At 33.1% G+C, this 22,113-nt stretch carries 16 protein-coding genes and 1 tRNA gene; 7 read left to right on the plus strand and 10 right to left on the minus strand.

Features of this window, described 5'->3' with window-relative positions; translation table 11 throughout:
- Positions 1 to 74: 74 nt before the first annotated feature.
- Entirely contained in the window at positions 75 to 434 is a 360-nt protein-coding gene (locus C8D80_RS10625) for a nuclear transport factor 2 family protein (protein WP_111567392.1), read from the plus strand.
- A 4-nt stretch (positions 435 to 438) separates the two neighbouring features.
- Here C8D80_RS10625 and dusB read toward each other — a convergent pair whose 3' ends face one another.
- Positions 439 to 1,434 (minus strand): tRNA dihydrouridine synthase DusB, encoded by a 996-nt coding sequence (gene dusB / locus C8D80_RS10630; protein WP_133610192.1) that lies wholly within the window; start codon positions 1,432 to 1,434, stop codon positions 439 to 441.
- A gap of 160 nt (positions 1,435 to 1,594) precedes the next feature.
- On the opposite strand from dusB, the gene lepA reads away from it, so the two are divergent.
- The 4 genes from lepA to C8D80_RS10650 all read left to right on the plus strand — a co-directional run bounded on the left by lepA (position 1,595) and on the right by C8D80_RS10650 (position 9,536).
- Positions 1,595 to 3,391, plus strand: a complete 1,797-nt coding sequence (gene lepA / locus C8D80_RS10635; RefSeq protein WP_133610194.1) for a translation elongation factor 4 — start codon at positions 1,595 to 1,597, stop codon at positions 3,389 to 3,391.
- Positions 3,392 to 3,519: 128 nt separating this feature from the next.
- Entirely contained in the window at positions 3,520 to 7,782 is a 4,263-nt protein-coding gene (locus tag C8D80_RS10640) for a T9SS type B sorting domain-containing protein (protein WP_133610196.1), read from the plus strand.
- A 60-nt stretch (positions 7,783 to 7,842) separates the two neighbouring features.
- Positions 7,843 to 9,108 carry a Y-family DNA polymerase gene (locus tag C8D80_RS10645; RefSeq protein ID WP_133610198.1) on the plus strand — a complete coding sequence of 422 codons (1,266 nt, stop codon included), beginning with the start codon at positions 7,843 to 7,845 and terminating at the stop codon, positions 9,106 to 9,108.
- A complete protein-coding gene (locus tag C8D80_RS10650; protein WP_133610200.1) occupies positions 9,099 to 9,536 on the plus strand; it encodes a LexA family protein in 438 nt (145 codons plus the stop codon). The genes C8D80_RS10645 and C8D80_RS10650 overlap by 10 nt, the downstream gene beginning before the upstream one ends.
- A 52-nt stretch (positions 9,537 to 9,588) precedes the next feature.
- On the opposite strand, the gene C8D80_RS10655 is transcribed toward C8D80_RS10650, so the two are convergent.
- The 7 genes from C8D80_RS10655 to C8D80_RS10685 form a co-directional block, all read right to left on the minus strand.
- Positions 9,589 to 11,646, minus strand: a complete 2,058-nt coding sequence (locus C8D80_RS10655; RefSeq protein ID WP_133610202.1) for a peptidylprolyl isomerase — start codon at positions 11,644 to 11,646, stop codon at positions 9,589 to 9,591.
- Between the two features lie 99 nt (positions 11,647 to 11,745).
- Positions 11,746 to 13,011, minus strand: coding sequence for a hemolysin family protein (locus C8D80_RS10660; protein WP_133610204.1), 1,266 nt, complete (start codon positions 13,009 to 13,011; stop codon positions 11,746 to 11,748).
- Between the two features lie 7 nt (positions 13,012 to 13,018).
- A complete protein-coding gene (locus C8D80_RS10665; protein ID WP_133610206.1) occupies positions 13,019 to 13,207 on the minus strand; it encodes a hypothetical protein in 189 nt (62 codons plus the stop codon).
- Positions 13,208 to 13,254: 47 nt separating this feature from the next.
- Positions 13,255 to 13,782, minus strand: a complete 528-nt coding sequence (gene lptC, locus C8D80_RS10670) for an LPS export ABC transporter periplasmic protein LptC (RefSeq protein WP_242004833.1) — start codon at positions 13,780 to 13,782, stop codon at positions 13,255 to 13,257.
- Between the two features lie 34 nt (positions 13,783 to 13,816).
- Complete coding sequence (locus tag C8D80_RS10675) at positions 13,817 to 15,178, minus strand: tetratricopeptide repeat protein (protein WP_133610208.1); 1,362 nt, start codon at positions 15,176 to 15,178, stop codon at positions 13,817 to 13,819.
- Positions 15,179 to 15,200: 22 nt separating this feature from the next.
- Complete coding sequence (locus C8D80_RS10680) at positions 15,201 to 16,457, minus strand: hypothetical protein (RefSeq protein ID WP_133610211.1); 1,257 nt, start codon at positions 16,455 to 16,457, stop codon at positions 15,201 to 15,203.
- The gene (locus C8D80_RS10685) at positions 16,450 to 17,184 is read right to left on the minus strand and encodes a type III pantothenate kinase (RefSeq protein ID WP_133610213.1); all 735 of its coding nucleotides are present in this window, start codon (positions 17,182 to 17,184) and stop codon (positions 16,450 to 16,452) included. The genes C8D80_RS10680 and C8D80_RS10685 overlap by 8 nt, the downstream gene beginning before the upstream one ends.
- Positions 17,185 to 17,306: 122 nt before the next feature.
- Here C8D80_RS10685 and C8D80_RS10690 point away from each other — a divergent pair.
- Both C8D80_RS10690 and C8D80_RS10695 read left to right on the plus strand, forming a co-directional pair.
- A tRNA-Phe gene (locus C8D80_RS10690) sits at positions 17,307 to 17,379 on the plus strand.
- Between the two features lie 118 nt (positions 17,380 to 17,497).
- Entirely contained in the window at positions 17,498 to 19,858 is a 2,361-nt protein-coding gene (locus C8D80_RS10695) for an endonuclease (RefSeq protein ID WP_133610215.1), read from the plus strand.
- Between the two features lie 4 nt (positions 19,859 to 19,862).
- On the opposite strand, the gene C8D80_RS10700 is transcribed toward C8D80_RS10695, so the two are convergent.
- Positions 19,863 to 20,777, minus strand: a complete 915-nt coding sequence (locus C8D80_RS10700) for a GYDIA family GHMP kinase (RefSeq protein ID WP_133610217.1) — start codon at positions 20,775 to 20,777, stop codon at positions 19,863 to 19,865.
- Positions 20,777 to 22,093, minus strand: coding sequence for a hydroxymethylglutaryl-CoA reductase, degradative (locus tag C8D80_RS10705; RefSeq protein ID WP_133610219.1), 1,317 nt, complete (start codon positions 22,091 to 22,093; stop codon positions 20,777 to 20,779). The genes C8D80_RS10700 and C8D80_RS10705 overlap by 1 nt, the downstream gene beginning before the upstream one ends.
- Positions 22,094 to 22,113: the final 20 nt, after the last annotated feature.

Consider the following 22,113-nt stretch of genomic DNA (forward strand, 5'->3'; position numbering starts at 1 on the left):
TGTGCAAAGTGAAACGACTTTTTAATAACTATGAAACCTATATGTCTATGTGTTTCAAATTAAAATAAAACTTTATGCCAAATCAACTACAACAAATCGCCATTAAATGGTTTGATGCTTTCAATACGAAAAACTTAGAGAAATTATTAGAATTATACGACGACGAAGCCCAACATTTCAGTCCGAAATTGAAAATTCGCCAACCTGAAACTAATGGTTTAATCATTGGAAAAGAAGCCATGCGCGTTTGGTGGCAAGATGCTTTTGATAGATTACCAACGTTACACTACAAAGTAACTTCACTAACCGCTAATACGGACAGAGTTTTCATGGAATACACACGTCAAGTTGAAGGTGAAGCAGATATGTTAGTAGCTGAAGTTTTAGAAATTAAAGAGGGGAAGATTGTGTTTTCTAGGGTTTATCATGGGTAGATAATTACCCCTCAAAAACATAATCTGCATACACTTGCTCAATTTCGGTAAATACATCCAATAACTGATTGATACCATCTGTGGTAACCAATTTTTGTTTGTATTCTTTAAAACCGTGAATACCTTTGAAATAATTGGTATAATGACGACGCATTTCGTTGATTCCTAAACGTTCGCCTTTCCATTCTATACTCCAAATTAAGTGATTTTTTGCAGCTTCAATTCGGTCATTCATGCTTGGTGGTGCTAATTTTTCTCCTGTGGCAAAATAATGTTTAATTTCATTAAAAATCCAAGGATAACCAATCGCGGCGCGACCAATCATCATGCCATCTAAACCATATTTATTTTTGTATTCCAATGCTTTTTCAGGAGAATCAATATCGCCATTTCCAAAAATTGGCATTGTAATTCTTGGATTATTTTTCACACGTTCAATATGACTCCAATCTGAATGTCCTTTGTACATTTGAGCACGTGTTCTGGCATGAACCGTTAAGGCTTGCACACCAATGTCTTGCAAACGTTCGGCAACTTCATCAATATTTATGGAACTTTCATCCCAGCCTAGACGTGTTTTAACTGTAACAGGAAGATTGGTTCCTTTGATTACTGCTTTGGTTAATCGCACCATCAAATCTACATCTTTTAAAACCCCAGCTCCAGCACCTTTACAAACTACTTTTTTTACTGGACAACCAAAATTGATGTCTACTAAATCAGGTTGTACCGCATCCACAATTCGTGATGACATTTCCATCGCTTCTTCATCACCACCAAATATTTGGATTCCAACAGGTCGTTCATAATCAAAAATATCTAGCTTTTGCTTGCTTTTCACCGCATCACGAATCAATCCTTCTGATGAAATAAATTCAGAATACATCAAATCAGCGCCATGTAATTTACATAAACGACGAAATGGTGGGTCGCTCACGTCTTCCATTGGGGCTAATAATAAAGGAAAATCGGGTAGTATGATGTTACCAATTTTAGGCATGGTGCTTCAATTTTTTGCAAAGATAGGAATTTTTTAAATCGAATGGGTTTCCAAAGTTTATCGGCTTTAAAATCCAAAACTTTAGCTTATATTTGCAGATTAAACGAACAAGAGTTTGGAAGATGAAAATGCCTCTTGTACATGAACTTTACATTGAAAGATGAAAAACATTAGAAATTTCTGCATTATTGCACACATTGACCACGGAAAAAGTACGTTGGCAGACCGTTTATTAGGTGCTACACAAACGGTTACAGCTCGTGAAGAAAAGGCTCAGTTACTAGATAACATGGACTTAGAACGCGAACGTGGGATTACTATAAAAAGTCACGCTATTCAAATGGAATATACCTACAAAGGGGAACAATATATTTTGAATTTGATTGACACGCCAGGTCACGTGGATTTCTCGTATGAGGTTTCTCGTTCGATTGCCGCTTGTGAAGGCGCTTTGTTAATTGTAGATGCAGCGCAAAGTATTCAGGCACAAACGATTTCGAATTTATATTTGGCTTTAGAAAATGACTTGGAAATTATTCCGGTTTTAAATAAAGTAGATTTGCCAAGTGCTAATCCAGAGGAAGTTAGTGATGATATTATTGATTTATTAGGATGTAAATTAGAAGATATTATTCATGCTTCTGGTAAAACCGGTTTTGGTGTTGAAAATATTTTGGCAGCCATTATTGATAAAATTCCGGCTCCAAAAGGAGATCCAGAAGAACCATTACAAGCTTTGATTTTCGACTCGCATTATAATCCTTTTAGAGGTATTGAAGTAATTTTCCGTGTTATTAATGGAGAAATTAAAAAAGGGCAGAAGATTAAATTCATGGCTACAGGCAATGAATATTTTGCCGATGAAGTTGGGACATTAAAATTAAATCAAGTACCCAAAAGTGTTATTTCAACAGGTGATGTAGGTTATTTAGTTTCTGGAATTAAAGAAGCTAAAGAGGTAAAAGTAGGAGATACTATTACCGATGCAAAAACGCCTACAACAAATATGATTAAAGGTTTTGAAGATGTAAAACCAATGGTTTTCGCTGGAATTTATCCTGTAGACACAGAAGATTATGAAGATTTGCGTGCTTCGATGGAGAAACTTCAGTTAAACGATGCTTCTTTAGTATTTGCTGCGGAAAGTTCAGCTGCATTAGGATTTGGTTTCCGATGTGGATTCTTAGGAATGCTACACATGGAAATTATCCAAGAGCGTTTAGAGCGTGAGTTTGATATGACGGTAATTACTACTGTTCCTAACGTTTCGTATCATGCGTATACTAAAAAAGAACCTGATACTATCTTAATTGTAAATAATCCATCTGATTTACCTGAGCCATCTAAATTAGATAGAGTAGAAGAACCATATATCAAAGCAACCATCATCACAAAATCGGATTTTGTTGGAAACGTAATGAGTTTGTGTATTGAAAAACGTGGTGTAATTACCAATCAAACGTATTTAACAACAGAACGTGTAGAATTGAATTTTGATATGCCGTTAGCGGAAATCGTATTCGATTTTTATGATAGATTAAAAACAGTCTCTAAAGGATATGCTTCTTTTGATTATCATCCAATTGGAATGCGTGAATCAAAATTAGTTCGTTTAGACGTCTTGTTAAATGCACAACCAGTTGATGCGCTTTCGGCTTTAATTCATGAAAGTAATGCGTATCATATTGGTAAAAAAATGTGTGAAAAACTGAAAGAGTTAATCCCAAGACAACAATTTGATATTCCAATTCAGGCTGCAATTGGAGCTAAAGTAATTGCTCGTGAAACGATTAAAGCTTTAAGAAAAGACGTAACTGCAAAATGTTATGGTGGAGATATCTCTCGTAAACGTAAACTTCTTGAAAAACAGAAAAAAGGTAAAAAACGTATGCGTCAAGTAGGAAATGTAGAAATTCCTCAAGAAGCATTTATGGCTGTTTTGAAGCTGAACGATTAACGAAAATATAAATAATTAACAAAAAGTTTGAATATTTAACAATGTTCAAACTTTTTTTTGATTTAAATAATCCTGTTTAGCCTTTTTTAGTTATATTTATATCAATGATTTTAATCCCCATATAAATCTTGAAAAACTTACTTTTTATATTCGCCTTTCTATATTCGAGTTGTTTGTTTTCACAAGCAATAACGGTAGATAACACTACAAATTCGCCAGCTCAGTTAGTTGATTTGTTATTAGGAAATTCATGTGTTGAAGTTTCTAATATTTCGGTTTCATCCACTCAAGCGGTTGCTTATTTTAATCAAAATGGTTCGTCTTTTCCAATTTCTGAAGGAATAATTATTAGAAATGGAGTAGCTACTTTTACTCAAGGACCTTATACGGGAGCTAATTTAAGCAGCGCGGTTAACGCACCTGGAGATGCTTTTTTGCAAAATTTAAGTAATGTTAACGGAGGAACCAGTCCTATTGTAAATGCAGAATATTTAGAGTTTGATTTTATTCCGCTTTCGAATAGTTTTAGTTTTAATTTCTTGTTTGCTTCTAATGAATATGGTTTTTATCAATGTGAGTTCAGTGATGTTTTTGCTTTTGTATTAACCGATTTATCTTCTGGAATTTCAAATAACTTAGCGGTAATTCCTGGGACTAGTACTCCGGTATCGGTAACTACAATTAGAAATAGTATTTACAACGATCCTTCAAGTCCAAATAACAATTGCGCATCGATTAATCCTGGTTTTTTCGGAACATATAATGTTGGAAACCCTACTTCGGCATTAAATATGAGAGGACAAACTGTGGTTATGAATGCTTCCTCGGCGGTAATTCCAAATACACCTTATAGAATACGATTGGTAATTGGTGATTATGCTAATTCTGGTTTTGATTCGGCAGTTTTTATTGCTGCTGGTAGTTTTACTACGACTTTAGATTTAGGTCCAGATCAAATTATTTGTACAGGCGATACGGTCCAATTGAATACTAATTTAGATAATACATTTACCTATACTTGGTACGAGAATGGTAATCCAATTCCTGGAGAAACTAATTCATCTTACATTGTTACTCATGCAGGTACTTATTCTGTTGAAGCAGTAAGAGGAACATGTACGATTACTGATACAATTGTATTTACAGATTTAGCAGTTGCAAACCCATCTGATTTATTAACCTGTAATACAGGTGCAGCTTCTTATAATTTTAATTTGACTACCAATAATGAAGTAGCTTTAGGAATTGACTCTACTATTTACGATGTTTTTTATTATGAAACGCCTGCTGATATTGCAGCGAATAATCCAATTCCAATTGGAAATTTAACTTCTTATCCAAGTGCTGGTGGTCAGACAATTTATATTAAAATTTTCAACACCGTAACAGGTAATTTTTGCGATGCTGAGTATCCTTTTGATTTGATTGTTACGAATGCAGTTGTTGCAACGCTACCTAATCCAGTTTCAGTTTGTGAAGGTCAAGGAAATACGACTTATGCTTTTACTAATAGTACAACTAATGAAGTTTTAAATGGTCAATCGCCAGCAAATTATACGGTTACTTATTATAATTCGGTTGGGGAGGCTTCTTCGGGAACAAATCCAGTAGCTTCTGTTACAATTCCAAACGGAACAACTACAGTTACTGTTGGAATCCGAATTCAAGATAATTCAAATCCAATTTGTTTTGATGTTACTTCTCTAACGATTACGGTTAATCCGTTACCAATTGTTGATGATATTCCAGACCCAATCGAGTGTAGTCAATTTACATTGCCAGTTATTGTAAATGGAACGTATTATCTGTTATCAGGCGGTCCAACAACACCAGGGCAAGTTCAATTTAATATTGGAGATATTTTAGTAGATGGTGGAACGTATTTTATTTTTGCGGGTCCAGATGCTAATGGTTGTACAAATGAGTCTAGTTTTAATTTAACTTTAATTGACGAATATGTCCCGCAATTAGACCATTGTGGAAGATTTCTTGTACCAACACCACCGGCAAATATTGGAAATTTTTACACTCAACCAGGAGGCCCTTTAGGAACTGGAGTTATTGTTCCAGCAGGAACCGAATATTTAAATGCAACAGCCGCAACTTTTACAGAGACTTTATATTATTATGCAGAAGTAAATGGTGTATTGTGTAGAGATGACCAATTTGTTTTCTACGTGCATCCTTTGCCATTAGCAGATGATCCTGCAGATGTTGTAAGTTGTGATAACTATATTTTACCAGCATTAGTAAATGGAAATTATTTTTCTGGACCAAATGGCTCAGGAACTCCTTTGTTTGCGGGTGATGTAATAAGTGTAGCTGGGCCTAATTTTCCAGGCACGTATTACGTTTACAATCAGTTAGCTCATACAACGAGTTCAGGTGCACCAGGAAGCTGTTCTTTAGATAATCCATTTTTGATTGACTTGGTAGATACTTCTGTTTTTACTGCTGTTTCAGGTTGTGGTGCTTACACGTTGCCAGCGGTTCCATTCGGAGGATATTTTACAGCGCCTAATGGTGGAGGAGCTCCAATTACAGATTTGAACATCACGTCTTCACAAGTCGTATATTATTTTACGAATACAACAACGTTACCTAATTGTACCTCTAATTTGAATTATAACATCACAATTCATCCGTTACCGCCTGTAGATACAATTGTAAGTGATGTTTATTGTGGTGAATTTGTTTTACCTGTTTTAACGAATGGTACGTACTATACTTTATCTGGAGGTCCAACAGTAATGGGTCAACAACAATTAAATGCTGGCGAAATAATTGATTTAACAGGATTAAACTTATCGCCTGGGACCTATTATATTTACAACGGATTAGATGCTAATAACTGTCAAAATGAATCAAGTTTTACTATTTCTTTGAATCCGTTTCCGCCTGCTGATAATGTTATTGGTAGAACAGAATGTAATCCTTACACTATTTCAGTACCAGTTAACGGAACAATTTATACTGCGCCTGGTGGACCAAGTGGAGGAGGAACTATTGTTTCTTCTACACAAGTTTTTGATACTACCCAAACTTTCTATTTGTATAATATTGAGACTACTACAGGTTGCGAAATTAATCGTCCTTTTACAATTACTTATAATGGAATTAATTTACCGGATTATCCAAACGTAAATGTGTGTGAATTTGAAAATTATCAATTACCAGCCTTAACACATGTAGCACCAACACCTTTTAATTATACCATTGGATATTTTTATGATCCTAATGGAGTAAATCCTGTACCTCCTGGAACCATTTTCAATACGCCAAATACAACAACAACTATCTATGTTTATGCGGTGAATGCCGATGTTAGAACTACTTGTACAGAAGAAGATAGTTTTGATATCATCGTTTCCGAAACGCCAAATTTAGCCACTTTAGGATTGGTTTTTGATAACGAAGAATGCGGAACTTACGTATTGCCAACATTACCAACAACAACGTATAATATTGGTTATTATTCGCAATCGGGAGGTAATTCAGCAGATCTAATTACGAATTTGAATGTTTCAACTCCAGGAACGTATACGTATTATGTGTATGCTTCGGCTATTGGTAATCCAAATTGTAATGACGAAATTTCGTTTGCATTTACAGTGCATCCTCTTTTGGATATAACCATTCAAGGTGGAATTATTTGTGTAGACTCTCAAACGGGTGATGTTTTAAGAACGTTTACCATGAATTCAGGTTTGAATCCTGCGTTTTTTACCGTGAATTGGTTTTTGAATGGAACTTTGATGGGAACGGGCCCAAGTTATACTGCTTCGCAAGCAGGTGTTTATACGGTTGAATTTATCAAGCTTACACCAGATGTTGGAGCCAATTGTAACTATAACACAACTACCGTAACTATTGTACAATCGGGTCCAGCTGTTGCTGATTTTACGGTGAGTACTCCATTTGAAAACAACACGTTTATTACTATAAATTTAACAGGAGGATTTGGAGATTATCTCTATCAATTGGTTTATCCGGATGGAAGCGTAACTGAATATCAGTCAAGTAATGTGTTTGCCAATTTGCCAACAGGGGAATACTACGTAAATATTTATGATATTTTAGGAGGATGTAATCCAACAATTGTAGGTCCAATTTACATCATCAATTATCCAAATTATTTCACGCCAAATGGAGATGGAGTTAACGACAATTGGAATATTTGGGATTTGAGTCATCAGCCAGATGCAGTGATTAATATTTTTGATCGTTACGGAAAATTCTTAAAACAAATGTCACCTGCGAGTTCAGGTTGGGACGGAACTTACAATGGTGAAGCATTGCCTTCTACTGATTATTGGTTCACAGTTGAGTATTTACCTCAGAATGGGACGACAAAGCAAATTTTCAAAGCACACTTTTCTTTGAAGCGATAATTTATTAACATTAACAATTGACTGATTTTCTTTTTGTAAAAGTTGAAGTAACTTTACAAGATGTATGCTTTAGTTGATTGTAATAATTTTTACGTTTCGTGTGAACGTGTTTTTCAGCCTCAATTAAATGGCAAACCAGTCGTGGTTTTGTCTAATAATGATGGTTGTATTATTTCGCGTAGTAATGAGGCTAAAGCAATTGGAATTCCTATGGGTGCGCCCGAATTTAAAGTTCGAGATTTGATTAAGCAGCATAACGTTCAAGTTTTTTCTTCTAATTACGCATTGTATGGTGATTTGAGTCATCGTGTTATGAAAACGTTAGAACCTTTTACTCCAAATGTTGAGGTCTATAGTATAGATGAAGCTTTTTTAAACTTTTCAGGTCAAGATATACCTGATTATCACGAGTATGGTTTGCAAATTCGTCAGCGTATTATAAAATGGTTGAGTATTCCAACAGGAATTGGTTTTGCACCTACTAAAGCATTGTCTAAAATTGCGAATAAAATTGCGAAGAAATTTCACGAACGAACACAAGGTGTTTATGTAATCGATACCGATGAGAAACGTATCAAAGCTTTAAAATGGACTAAAATTGAAGATGTTTGGGGAATTGGTTATCGTTTGACTAAGAAAATGCAAACGAAAGGAATTTTAACCGCCTACGACTTTACTTTGCCACACAACGAGTGGTTTATTCGAAAAGAAATGGGAGTGGTAGGAATGCGTTTAAAATACGAATTAGAAGGTAAATCTGTATTGGAGATGGAAGAACCAAAAGCTAAGAAAAATATTGCTGTGACTCGTAGTTTTGAAAAAGATATATCCGACTTCAATGAGCTTAAAGAACGTGTAGTAACTTTTGCCAGTGTTTGTTCCGAGAAGTTGCGAAAACAAAATTCATGCTGTTATGGTGTGATTTTATATTTGAGTAAAGATAGATTTAAAGCAGACGGAGCAAAATATAGCTTTTATCGTTTACAAACTTTGTCTTTTCCAAGTAATACCGCTTTTTCAATTAGTGGTTTGGCTGTAAAAATGTTGAAAGAATTATATGAAGAAGGCGCTATTTATAAAAAAGCAGGAGTGATTGTTACCGAAATTATTCCAGCCAACCAAAAACAGTTTCACTTGTTTGATGATGAAAATCCAAAGTTTCAAAAACTAATGGAAGTCATGGATGCTTATCATGAGAAAGTAGGGGAGTGTAAAATTCGATTGGCGACTCAAGATTTGAAACGCACTTGGAAAATGAAACAAAATCACTTGTCGAAACGATATACTACCAATTTTAATGAATTAATAGAAGTGCAATGCAAGTAAATCCTAAAATAACATTCTTTATTCCCGATTTAGATAATCCTATTCCAACTTCTTTTATTTCAGGTGGAATAAAAGCTGGTTTTCCATCGCCTGCAGCTGATTTTGAAGAATTGAAATTGAGTTTGGATCATTTGTTAGTCAAAAATAGAGAAGCCACATTTTATGCCAAAGCCAGTGGAAATTCCATGATAGGAGCAGGGATTGATGATGGTGATATTTTAGTAATCGACAGAAGTTTAGAACCTCGAAATAATGCCATAGCTGTTTGTCTTATTGATGGTGAGTTTACGGTAAAAAGAATCAAGAAAGATAATGATGAAGTTTATTTAATGCCTGAAAATTCTCAATACCAACCCATAAAAATTGAAGAAGAAAACGAGTTGATAATTTGGGGAATTGTAACCTACGCTATCAAACAAATGAAATAAAAAAGAGGCTGATGAAAATCAGCCTCTTTTTTGTTTATAATCAAAATCGATATTAGAAGTTAGCTCTATTATCTTTAATATCTGCTTTGTCTTTTAAAGCTGTATATGCTTTAGAAACGCCATATGATTGATTTTGTGTTCTGTCTTGTGTAATGTAAGTGGTGTAACTTGGAACTTCAGGAGCTTTAGTTACTGCTTTAGCTCTTACCATAAACATACCTGAATTTCCTTCAATAATTTCAGAAGTTTTACCTGCAGCTAATCCAAATGCTTTACCTACAACTTTAGGTTCGTTACCAATATTTGGAAGAACTGGCATTTTTAAAGAAACACCAGTAGCAGGTTGAACTGTAGCGCCAGATGCCTTAGCAACCGCTTCTAAAGAACTACCACTCATTTTTTTCTTGATAATTTCAGCTTTTTTCTGGTTCTTGATGATTGGTTCAACAGATTGTTTTGCAATATCAAGAGGTAATAAGCCGCTTTCGTTTCTATCTTTTAATTTTGCAATAACAAAACCTTGAGGAACTTCAAAACGTCTAACATCACCTATTTCAGTATCTTTGTTGAATGACCATCTGATGATTTCTCTTTGAGAACCTACTCCTTGAACGTATTCGTCAAATCCTTTTAAGTTAGTAGCTGGAATTACTTCTAATCCTGCTTTTTTAGCTAAAGCTGCAAAATCTGAATTTTCATTAGCATCTGCTTCTAATTGACTTGCTTTTGTGTAAATAGCATCAATTGTAGCTTCAGAAGGTTGAACTTTTTGAGCAACTGTTCCCATTAAAACAGCATCGTATTTGTCTGTAACTTTAATTACGTGGAAACCAAAATCTGTTTCAACAACACCAATTGAACCAATAGCGTTATTAAATACATAATCATTAAATTGAGGAACCATTTGTCCTGGAGTAATGTTGTCGTACTCACCACCATTATTTTTAGATCCTGGGTCGTCAGAATTTGTCATAGCTAACATAGCGAAATTTCCTGGATTAGCTTTTGCTTGTGCTAATAAGTCATTTGCTAAAGCTTGCGCTTCTTCTTTAGTTCTAGTTGCAGTTGATTGAGGAGCGCCTTTATAAGCTAATAAAATGTGACTAGCTTTTGCACTTGCATTTCCTTTTTTAGCAATCATTCTAGAAATACATTGGTGTCCGTTGAAAACGTATGGTCCGTAAATTCCACCAACTGGTAAGTTGAATAATGCTTCTTGATAATCAAGAGGTAAATCTTTTTTAGCTAAATAAGTTGAATCAAATTTAATGTCAGAGTTTGCATTAACAAATTCTCCAACATTTGCAACTGAATCAAATTTAGCTCTAACTTCACCAATTGAAGATAACATAGCTTGCTCATCTTCTTTTGATGGTTTGTTTTCTACTAATACAAAGTCAATACTTGTTGTATTATCTGATTTGTATTTTTTAGGTGATTTTTTCATAAAATCGATAATCTCAGCATCAGTAACCTTAACTTGATCATCGTTTACAGTTGAGAAAGCAACCGTTACATAATCGAAATCTGCTTTATCGTTTTCTAATTTGTATTGGAATTTACCTTCAGCTTTAGTTGTATAAACACCTGATTTAATCATAGTGTTATACATTTGCTCAACAGCATATCTTTCAATATTTTTTTCAAATTCTTTCCATTGTAACCATTGAGTTTGGTCTGGAGCGTTTTTGATTCCTTTTAAAGATTCTTTGAATTTGTTTTCGTCAAACTGACCAGCAGCATTCAAAAATTGAGGATTTTGAGCTAAGTTAGGATTTTGTTTGATAACGTTGATTAATTGTTCGCTACCGATTTTTAAACCTAATTTGTCAAATTCTTCTGTAAGGATAATTCTTCTAACTTCTTGTTCCCAAGCACTATTCATAGCTTGAGTTGTGCTAGTACCTTGTCCTTGTTTTTCAATCATAGCAACATTTTGCATAAATTGTTGTGCTTCAATGTCTGTGCCATTAACCGAACCTACATCGTTAGCTCCTGAGCTAAATGTGCCGCTTTGAATAACATCTGCTAATACAAATGAAAACAATGCTAAAGCAATGATAATAATTAGGAAGAATGAACGTTGTCTAATTTTAGATAAAACTGCCATTTTTATTTGTGTTTAATTTTTTTCAGAGGGCGAAAATACAATTATCTATTTAATAATAAAATAGTAAAGTCATATTTTACTTCAATTTTTTAAAGATTTTTATCTTTTTTCTTCTTTTATGGAAAAACGAACCAATTCGATTTTTTTATTACTTGCCGAATGGATGATAATTTCGAAATTTTCTATGATAATTTTTTCTTCATTTATTGGAATTTCCTTAGTGTGATTTACGATATAACCACCTAAAGTAGTGTACGAATCAGATTCTGGAATTTGTAAGTTGTATTTTTCATTTAAGAATTCAACTTCTAGTCGGGCAGAGAATAAATACGTGTTTTCTTCTATGATTTCGTCTATCAATTCTTCATCTAAATCGTGTTCGTCTTCAATTTCTCCAAAAAGTTGTTCAATAATGTCTTCCACAGTTATAATGCCAGATGTTCCTCCATATTCATCTAAGACCACAGCGATACTTTTTCTTTTTTTGGTTAGTAAATCTAAAGCATCTTTAATGTAAATGGTTTCTGGAATATATTCCACAGGAATCATGACACTTTTAATGGTTTTTGGTTTTTTGAATAATTCGAAAGAATGTACATAACCTAAAATATCATCAATAGAATTTTGATAAATAAGCAGTTTGGAATAACCCGTTTTTATAAATAAATCTTTCAGTTCTGAAATCGAATCTAAAATGTCAACACCACTAATTTCGGTTCTTGGCGTCATGATATCTCTTGCTTTCAAATCAGAAAATTCTAATGCGTTTTGAAAGATTTGAATTTCGGAATCAATTTCATTATCATGCGAAACATTGTTCATTTGTTCTGTAATGTAGTTACCTAATTCTACTTTGCTGAAATATTCTTGGACTTGATCACCCGGAGTTTTAAAGAACTTTCTTAAAATAATATCTGAAATCCAAATGATAAACTTTGTAGGCCAAAAGAACAATTGGTAAAAGAAATAACTAGGAACTGCAAAAAATTTGATAAAGGAATTCGCGTAAATTTGAAAGAAAACTTTTGGAAGAAATTCTGCGGTTAATAAGATGATTGCTGTTGAAATTAGCGTTTGTAACAATAATCCAAAAAAAGCTGTAAGTTCGAAATAATCTTTCAGCCAATTTATGATTAAATCACCTGAATATATACCATAAACGACTAATACTACATTGTTTCCAACGAGCATTGAAGTGATAAACTGAGAAGGTTTTTCAGTAAGTTTATTAAGGATTGAAGCATTAAAGTTTTGTTGTCTTTTCTCAATAGATAAATACACTTTGTTAGAAGAAACATAAGCGATTTCCATTCCAGAAAAGAAAGCCGAAAGCAGTAAACAAATTACGATAATGGCTATCTCCATTTAAGATTTACTTTTTTTGGTATTTGTTGTGAAAATGTCTTCTAAAGAAAAACATTCCTATCGAAACACCAGCAATAATTAGACTTAAGCCTATGTCACTTAATTCTTTTCCTTCTTGATATTTTCTAAAAGCATCGTATAAGAAGAAAATTGCAAAAATTAAATAGATATATTGGATGAATTTTAAATAAGCCATAGTGAAATAATTTTATCAAATGTAATAAAAAGGAAAATGCAAAACAATTATTTGTCAGAAGTGTTTACTTCACCACTACTTTGTTGCATGTTAAAAATTTTGAAGTCTTTACTGAAATCTACTCCTGGACCTTCTAAATATCCACCAGCTTCGTCAGTGTATTTAAAATGTTTTTCTGTAAAGAACCACTCGTTTTTTTGGTCAAAATACAATTGTGAGGTTTCTAGTTTTTTACTGTTTTGCGAACTTATGACAACATTGCCTTGCAGATCAATAATGTCTGTTTTCTTGTAAGAAATAGCATAATCTGCAACAACCGTAGTAGTATTTCCTTTGTTGTCAAATAAGGTTACATGAATCCCTTTAGGAAATTCGGTAAAAGGATTGTTAATATTGCTGTAGTCCAACATTTTTGGACTTTTTAAAATCGACTTGATTTTGCCAGAATCGGTGTATTTTAAATTTAAAGTGTCGGCTTCTCCAGTAGGTATAAAACTTGTTTCGCTAAGTTGTTGTACCTTTTTGATGTCACTTTCACATGAAAAAAACATAGTCACGATAAATATCGTGACCATGTTTAAAATATTATTTTTAATGAATAGCTTCATCTTATAAGCTTGGAACTACAATGCTCTCTCCAACCCAACAGTTAAAAGCAACTCTTTGCCCTGCTTTTCCAGATTGGAAAATTTCTGTTTTAGATGGAGCAGCGGCTCTATAACTTGCAGCGGTTTTACTTGCTGTTGCTTTGATTGATGAATCAACTGCGCCAGCTTTGTCGCAATATTGTGCTGCTAACCAGTACATTGCTCTTTTTTCAAATTGGTCATTTCCACAATCATTTATGCTACTTCCGTATAATTGCGCTATTAATAAATAGGCTTTACCGAAAGATGGTTTTACAGATAAAGCTTTTCTTGCATAAGTACGAGCTTGAACCTTATTTGATTTGCTATACATTGCAGCAATTCTGTAATACACATTAGCTTTCTTAGTGTTGTCAGTATATAAGTTAGCAGCTTGATTGAAATAATCTAAAGCTTTAGTCGTATTTTTTCTTTGAATTTCTACTACACCTAATTGATATGCTGCATCAGCACTTGGGTTTAATTTGTAAAGAGCTTCAGATATTTTTGAGAATATTGGATCAGAATCACATCCTTTAGCATCTAAACGGCTTGCAGCTCTTTTTAACCATTCCTCATTAGTTTTATTTAACTCAAATCCTTTTTGGTAGAATGGAATAAGTTTTTCGCAAGTAGATAATTCTAATACGATGTTATCCATGTCATTTCTAACGTTTCCAAAAATTTCTAAACTATTTTCAATTCTAGCTTTTCTTGTTTTTTCTTTGTCAGATAAAACTTGTCCAGCTTCTTCTCTTGTTAAGAAACCATCATTCTCTTCTGATAATTCTTTTTCTTCTTCATCAAGTTTTTTAGAAATATCGTCATATTTATCAAATACTTGTTGTAATTCAACCCCTTTGTTGGCTTTGTGTTTGTTTACTAAGATTTCAAAGTAAACATACATTGCTTTTGCATATTTGAAATTTGCATAATCAGTTTTAAATGCATCATCAAGTAATTGATATACTTCGTCTGAAGTTCCAATTTTATTTTCAAACAATGCTAAACCTTTTTTCATTTTATTCCCAGCACCATTGTTTGGGAAATGTTGATCATGCTCATCATATAATTTTAATAAATCACGAACGTATTTTTCTTTATCTTGAGGTGTTGTTGCTTTTTCAATTTTCAACTTAATAGCTAATTCTCCAAAAGAGTAAATACTTTTGTGGAAAGAAGGACAATCTTTTCTTAAAGTTGTTAAATAATCGTAAGATGTTGCATCTTTAGCTTTAACTGAAGTTGTCATTAAGCTCAAGGTTTCTGTACAAGCTTCAGTGTTTTGAGCTTGAACAAAAAAACCAGCTATAGCAATAAATAGTAAAGTTAATTTTGTTTTCATTTTTTCTTCCTGTAAATATTTATTAATCAATTTTTCTTTTTTCAAACCACTTAGCTCCAAGATTTATCCCAACACTTACATTAAAATAATTTTCTTCAATTAAGCCGTTTGATGAAGTTCCTCTTTTTCCAAATTCGAAACCTAAATCGATTTTTGAAACTCCTAGTGGTAATCCTAATCCAAAATTCATGCCATAATCTTTTATACTCTCATTTTTCAATACTAAACCTGTGTTTTCATATTTGAATCCAGCTCTGTAAACAATTCTATCAAAGTAGTTTGAAAACGAGTCGTATTTTGGAATATAATAGCCACCAAGTGCAAAACGAGTTGAGTTTTCGTAAGCGACCGAAGTGCTTTCGGCAAATCTATTAACTAAGTTTTTATTTTGGGTGAATGTTAGTTCAGTTCCTAACAACCATTTTTTATTTTCGCCTAATCCAAAACCTAAGCTTAATTTGCTTGGAATAATTACTTGTTTGTTTGGTATAACAATGTCTTCAGTGTCGTTTGATAGTTCAGTTCCTGATGAAGAATAAATAATTGTTGCTATGCTTCTAGAGTTATTTGTGCTTAATTTGCTTTCTGGGCTATAGGTTAAGCTCGATTGAAATGTAAGTTTTGAGTTTATTTTAGTATTGTAAAGCATTCCAAAATTAAAAGAAACTCCATTTAATTCACTAATATTTCTCTCAAGTGTTGTGTATTGAGTAAAATCTGGAGCTAAAATTCGTTCGTTAAAATCATTTGTAATGTCTCCAAAATGATATGCAAAATCAAAACCAATACTTAAGTTTTTATTAAAAGTATATGAGCTACCCAAAAAAACTTTGTTGATATATCCATTTCCTTGAGATCTGTAGTAGCGAGTGTCTTCAGTTGAAACAATGATGTTTTCGTTTTTGTATCCAACAGCAGAGTATGGCATTAATCCAAAAGCTACACCGAATTTTCCTAATGGTAAGCCAACAGCTAGATAATCAAAACTTGTTCTCTGTGCTTTTTCTTTTTCTGTGTCAGTACTAAAATTTGTAAAAGAAGATGTTCCTCCAACAGCGAAAGTGGTTAATTTTAGTTTTGAATAAGAGGCTGGATTCATTAATCCTAATTGAATACTATCTCCTGTAATTGCCAATCCTCCCATTGCTCTAGCGTCTTGAGTTCCTCGGAATTTCACTTCTCCTAATCCATAGTAAGAGTAAGGTGATGCGGTATTGTCTTGTCCCCAAGAGGCTATTGAAACAAAAATACTAGCAAATACTATAAGTTTTTTAATCATTTTTTTGTGTGTATAGTGATAATAAGTTCAAACTTTCTAATAAGAAATTTGAATTGGCAAATATGGTGCTTTTTAATCTTTTAGCCAAAAATTCTGCGTCTCCTCCTGTTAAAATTATTGTTAAATCTTGATTTTTAAGGGAATATTGTGAAATAAACCCTTCAATTTCAAAGATTACGCCATTGATTACACCACTATGAATGGCACTTTTTGTGCTATTTCCTATAATTTCGAAATCCTCGCTTAAAGTTAATAACGGCAATTTTGAAGTGTAATTGTTTAAACTCTTGTATCTAATTTTTATGCCAGGTGAAATAGCGCCTCCTAAATATTGATTTTCAGCATTCACGAAATCATAGGTAATGCAAGTTCCAGCATCAATAATTAATTTGTTTTGATTTGGGTAAATTAAAGTAGCACCTGCAGCTAAAACCATTCGATCTATTCCTAAGGTTTCTGGTGTGGCATATAAATTAGTGAAAGGAAATTTCGATTTATGGTCAATAATTTCTGTTTGGAACTTACATTTGATGAAATTCACCACTTCTTCATCTAATTTTCCAACCGAAGAAAGGATGATTTTTTGAAGATTGGGATATTTTTGAAAAATATTTTCAAAGTTTTTAAGCGCTTCATTTGTTTCGAAAATAAAAAAGTCAACTTGCTTATTGTGTTCAAAGACAGCAACTTTAATTCTTGAATTTCCAACATCGATTGTTAAAAGCATGGTTTTGTTTTATGAAGTGCAAATATACAAATTGATTTTTTTTATTATTTGTTTTGGAAAATATAAAAATCGTTCTATATTTGCACCCGCAATCAACAAGCAGTAATGCTCAAAATTGTAACGGTACCTTAGCTCAGATGGTAGAGCAATGGACTGAAAATCCATGTGTCCCTGGTTCGATCCCTGGAGGTACCACTTAAAACCTTAGTTTCTTTTTGAAATTAAGGTTTTTTTGTTTTTATGAAATCTTAAGAATTGTTTATATCTGTTTTGGTGTTTTTTTTCTATTTTGGTACTCCCAAATTTGAAACAAATGAAGTCAAAGTTATTTTTTTTACTTTTATCACTAATAAGTTATTCTCAAATACCTACTTACTATAGCTCTATTGATTTTACCCAATCCGGTAATACATTAAAAGCACAATTATCAACTTTAATTACTACTACACATACAAATCAATTACCATATACTTCTACTGCTACAGATGTTTGGGATGCCTTACAGTCGGGTGATAAAAACCCATTAAATTCTTCTCAAGTGCTACTTATTTACGGTTATAATGACGTAGATGCCATTTTTAAAAATGATAGAATTGATGCTGTTACTAATATTTGTAGTACAACTTGTCCTGCAGGCTCATGGAATAGAGAGCATTGCTATGCACTTTCATTAGGGACACCTGCTTTAGTTACTTCTTCACCTGGGCCAGGGACCGATGCGCATCATATACGTGCCTCTGATGTAACATTTAATGCCGATAGAGGAAATAGACTTTATGCAGACGGTGAAGGTGATGCTGGGCCTGTTGGGATATATTGGTATCCTGGTGATGAATGGAAAGGAGATATTGCTCGAATGATGATGTATATGTATGTTCGCTACAATACACGATGTTTAGCTATTAATGTTGGTTCTGGTGCAACAACATACAATGCAGATATGCCAGATATTTTTTTAGAATGGAATGAAGAAGATCCAGTTAGTGATTTTGAAAGAACTAGAAATAATGTTTTAGAGTCTATTCAGGGGAATAGAAATCCATTTATCGATAATCCTTATTTGGCTACTTTGATATGGGGTGGACCTCAAGCTCCAGATACTTGGAATACACTATCTTGTCCTAATACAACAATTTGGGATGGTTTTTCATGGAGTAATGGTGTTCCTGACAAAGGAGTTAAAGCTATTATCTCTGGAAATTTTACTTCCTCAGGCGACTTGTATGCGTGTTCGCTTTCTATAATAGGAACATCGCAGGTAAATTTACAATCTAATCACACTTTTACTATTGTTAGAAATATAAATGTTGATCCTACTGCTAGTTTTACAATTCAAAATAGTGCGAACTTAGTACAAATTAATCATGTTTCGAATTCAGGAAATATAACTTTAATGAGGGAAAGCGCTCCTGTTTTGCGCTTAGATTATACCGCGTGGTCGGCTCCAGTAAGCAATCAAAATCTTTTAGCATTTTCGCCAAATACCCTTTCAAATCGTTTTTATGAATATATTTCTTCTGGAACAACTCCATCAACTGCATATATTTCGATAAATCCATCACTTAATAATTTTCTAGCAACTAAAGGCTATGTCATTAGAAGTCCTAATAATTGGTCTTCATCAATTTCAAGCCCTTATTTTGGAACTTTTGTAGGGATTCCTAATAATGGAGAATATTTTAGTCCAATAAATTTAGGATATAATTTGTTAGGAAATCCATATCCTGCCACCATACAAGCGAGTCATTTCATTGGTTTAAACAGAACTATTGAAACTTTGTATTTTTGGACTCATACAAGTCAAGCCATTGGAGGCTTGTATCCAATGAATAATTTTGCTTCATATACGAATTTAGGAGGTGTGGCAGCTGCCGCGGGTGGTCAAATTCCTGATGGCACTATTAAGCCTGGTCAGGGTTTTTACCTTTATTCATCTGAAAATACCACCGCTTGGTTTCATAATGCCTTGCGATATGATGTTAAAAATTCTCAGTTTTTTAGAAATGAACTTGCTGAAAACAGGGATGTATTTAGGATAAATCTAAATGGCGATAACAAAGCTTATAATCAAATTTTAATTGGTTATACAGATAAAGCAAGTAATAATTTTGATTTAGGTATTGATGGGAAAGCCTTTGAGATTGGAATTCCAATGATTTATACGTTAATAGATGATGTAAAATATGTAATTCAAGGAAGGCCAGCTTTTAATGAAGATGATAGCGTATTACTAGGCTTTAAATCTGAAACGTCTGGATTTTTTTCAATTTCATTAGAAAATTTTGAAGGCGTTTTTAGCTCCAAGTCTATATACTTAAAAGACAAATTAACAAATAGTTTGATTGACCTGAAAGACAACTCCTATAGTTTCTTATCTGAACCTGGAATTTTTAATGATCGTTTTGAAATAGTCTACAAAAGACCAACTTTAATTGAAAATTCTTTAGAAGATGTAATTGTCTATACTACAGAAAATGAAATTACTATTTTTTCTAATGGTAATTCAATTGACAAAATTGAAGTTTACGATGTTTTAGGAAGAGAATTATCAGTTAGAAAATCTGTTTTAAGTGAAAGGGTTTCTATTAGTAATGTTAAAAAAAGTAATCAGGCTTTAATTTTAATTATTACATTAAATAATGGAAACAGAATAAACAAGAAAGTAGTTTTTTAATTTCCTATAAAATCATTTCTTCATAGGAAAGTACCACTGGATAACCTTTTTCTTTGAAATATGCTGTAGGATTTTCTTTAGAAATCGCCATTACAAAATCGCCGCCCCAAGCTCCTAAGCTTTTTATAATGCCTTTAAAATCTGGGAAAATTTTTTCTTGAATGGTTTCAATTTCTAGAACATCACTCATTATAATTTCATGTTTCTCCATTTGTTTGGCAAATTCTTTTCCTTCTTTACAATCTATGGCATCATAAGTAATGGTGTTGATTTTTGAAATCACAGCATTTACATGATGGTGTTTTGACATGTAATTTGCAATAGCCATTTTGCTGCTTTGTTTCTGATTCAAATAAACAAAATGAATGTTTTCTTTGAATGATGGGTTAAAATGAATAGCCTTGAAATGTGGTTTTTCATTTTCTAAATGATAAACTATAGGTGAATTGGATTTCGCACAAGCTATATCATAACCGCTACCTCCAAAACTTTCTTGTAATAATTCAAATGCATCAATGTTTAGCCAATCACCAATGCTGTTTATTAATGTTGATGATGTTCCTAATCCCCAAAGGCGAGGAAAAGTTAAATGGGTTTCAATTTCGTATCCTTCTTTTTCTAAAAACGTTGGATTTTGAACAAATGCTTGATGTAAAATTTCAATTAAAGTATTTTTTACAGCGGAATTATTTTCGTTTGTGATTTTAGTTTTTACTTCTTCAAATAAAATTAGGTCTTCAAACCAAATACTTTTATCCGAATCAAAACTCGTCCATTTAATTTGGTTATTTGTTCCTTGTTTTACTATTAAACTTTGTCCGAACTTTGTAGGCAATGCTAATGCTTTTGCGCCATCTAAAACAACATATTCGCCAGTTATGAGTAATTTTCCGTTACTGTAAAAAGTTTGGGTTTCCATTAACTTCTGATTTTTTCCAAATAATCAACCACCAAACTATGAGAAACTGTAGTGTTTTTGAAATAATCTAACACTTGTTGTTTTTCTTCTTTGGTAGCTTTGTGTTGGTTTAAAATATTCATTAAGTGCATTTTCATGTGGCCTTGCTGAATTCCGGTTGTAGTAAGCGAACGTAAAGCAGCAAAGTTTTGTGCTAAACCAGCAGCGGCAACAATTTGCATTAATTCTTCGGCAGAAGGTTTTCCTAATAATTCCATTGAGAATTTTACTAATGGATGTAATGAAGTTAAACCTCCTACAGTTCCTAGTGCTAACGGAATTTCCATCCAGAAAGTAAAAATATCATTTTCAATTTTCACATGTGATAAACTAGCATATTGTCCTGATTTACTTGCATAAGCGTGAATTCCAGCTTCAACGGCTCTGAAGTCGTTTCCTGTTGCTAAAACTACGGCGTCGATTCCATTCATGATGCCTTTGTTGTGAGTAACTGCTCTGTAAGGTTCTACTTCGGCAATGCGAACAGCAGTTGCAAATTTTTGAGCAAATTCTACTGAATCGATGTTTTTATCCTCTGAAAGTTGATCTATCGGACAAGAAACTTCAACACGAACGGTACAATTTGGAACAAAATTGCTCAGAATACTCATTACGATCTGAATGTTTTTTTCTTCTGATGTAAAATCAGCATATTCATGAGCTTGATTTTCTAATGTTTTAGCAAATTGCTCTAAACAAGTATTGATGAAATTCGCACCCATGCTGTCTTTTGTATTGAAAGTAACATGCAATTGATAATAATTTGGAATTTCGTTGGTTTTATCTCTAAGTTCGATGTCTAAAATTCCGCCACCACGCTTTTGCATGTTTTTGGTGATTTCTTGAGTATCGTCAAAAAATGTTGGTTTTATTTTATTGAAAAAAGTAGTTAGTTTTTCAGTATTTCCATTGAAAAGAAAGTGTACTTGACCAATTTTTTCGGTATTGATAATAGTAGCTTTAAAACCACCACGTTCTCCCCAAAATTTCGCTGCTTTTGAAGCAGCCGCTACCACCGAACTTTCTTCGATAGCCATAGGAATAGTGTAGCTTTTTCCATTAATTATGAAATTTGGAGCTACTCCATAAGGAAGATAAAAATTGGTTAAGGTGTTTTCGATGAATTCATCATGTAATTTTTGTAAACTTTCATCGGAATTCCAATATTTTACAATGCTTTGTTTTGCTTCTTCTGGGTTAACGAAGTAGGTATTGGTAATCCAATTTATTTTTTCTTCTTTAGATAATTTTGAAAAGCCTTTAACATTTTGATTCATAGCAGTGAATTTGTTTCAAA

The sequence above is a fragment of the Flavobacterium cheniae genome, from assembly GCF_004363695.1.
Lineage (GTDB): Bacteria > Bacteroidota > Bacteroidia > Flavobacteriales > Flavobacteriaceae > Flavobacterium > Flavobacterium cheniae.

Coding starts and splice junctions, on each gene's coding strand:
- C8D80_RS10625 (WP_111567392.1), top strand. CDS start 75: ATGCCAAATCAACTACAACAAATCGCCATTAAATGGTTTGATGCTTTC.
- dusB (WP_133610192.1), bottom strand. CDS start 1,434: ATGCCTAAAATTGGTAACATCATACTACCCGATTTTCCTTTATTATTA.
- lepA (WP_133610194.1), top strand. CDS start 1,595: ATGAAAAACATTAGAAATTTCTGCATTATTGCACACATTGACCACGGA.
- C8D80_RS10645 (WP_133610198.1), top strand. CDS start 7,843: ATGTATGCTTTAGTTGATTGTAATAATTTTTACGTTTCGTGTGAACGT.
- C8D80_RS10650 (WP_133610200.1), top strand. CDS start 9,099: ATGCAAGTAAATCCTAAAATAACATTCTTTATTCCCGATTTAGATAAT.
- C8D80_RS10655 (WP_133610202.1), bottom strand. CDS start 11,646: ATGGCAGTTTTATCTAAAATTAGACAACGTTCATTCTTCCTAATTATT.
- C8D80_RS10660 (WP_133610204.1), bottom strand. CDS start 13,011: ATGGAGATAGCCATTATCGTAATTTGTTTACTGCTTTCGGCTTTCTTT.
- C8D80_RS10665 (WP_133610206.1), bottom strand. CDS start 13,207: ATGGCTTATTTAAAATTCATCCAATATATCTATTTAATTTTTGCAATT.
- lptC (WP_242004833.1), bottom strand. CDS start 13,782: ATGGTCACGATATTTATCGTGACTATGTTTTTTTCATGTGAAAGTGAC.
- C8D80_RS10675 (WP_133610208.1), bottom strand. CDS start 15,178: ATGAAAACAAAATTAACTTTACTATTTATTGCTATAGCTGGTTTTTTT.
- C8D80_RS10680 (WP_133610211.1), bottom strand. CDS start 16,457: ATGATTAAAAAACTTATAGTATTTGCTAGTATTTTTGTTTCAATAGCC.
- C8D80_RS10685 (WP_133610213.1), bottom strand. CDS start 17,184: ATGCTTTTAACAATCGATGTTGGAAATTCAAGAATTAAAGTTGCTGTC.
- C8D80_RS10695 (WP_133610215.1), top strand. CDS start 17,498: ATGAAGTCAAAGTTATTTTTTTTACTTTTATCACTAATAAGTTATTCT.
- C8D80_RS10700 (WP_133610217.1), bottom strand. CDS start 20,777: ATGGAAACCCAAACTTTTTACAGTAACGGAAAATTACTCATAACTGGC.
- C8D80_RS10705 (WP_133610219.1), bottom strand. CDS start 22,093: ATGAATCAAAATGTTAAAGGCTTTTCAAAATTATCTAAAGAAGAAAAA.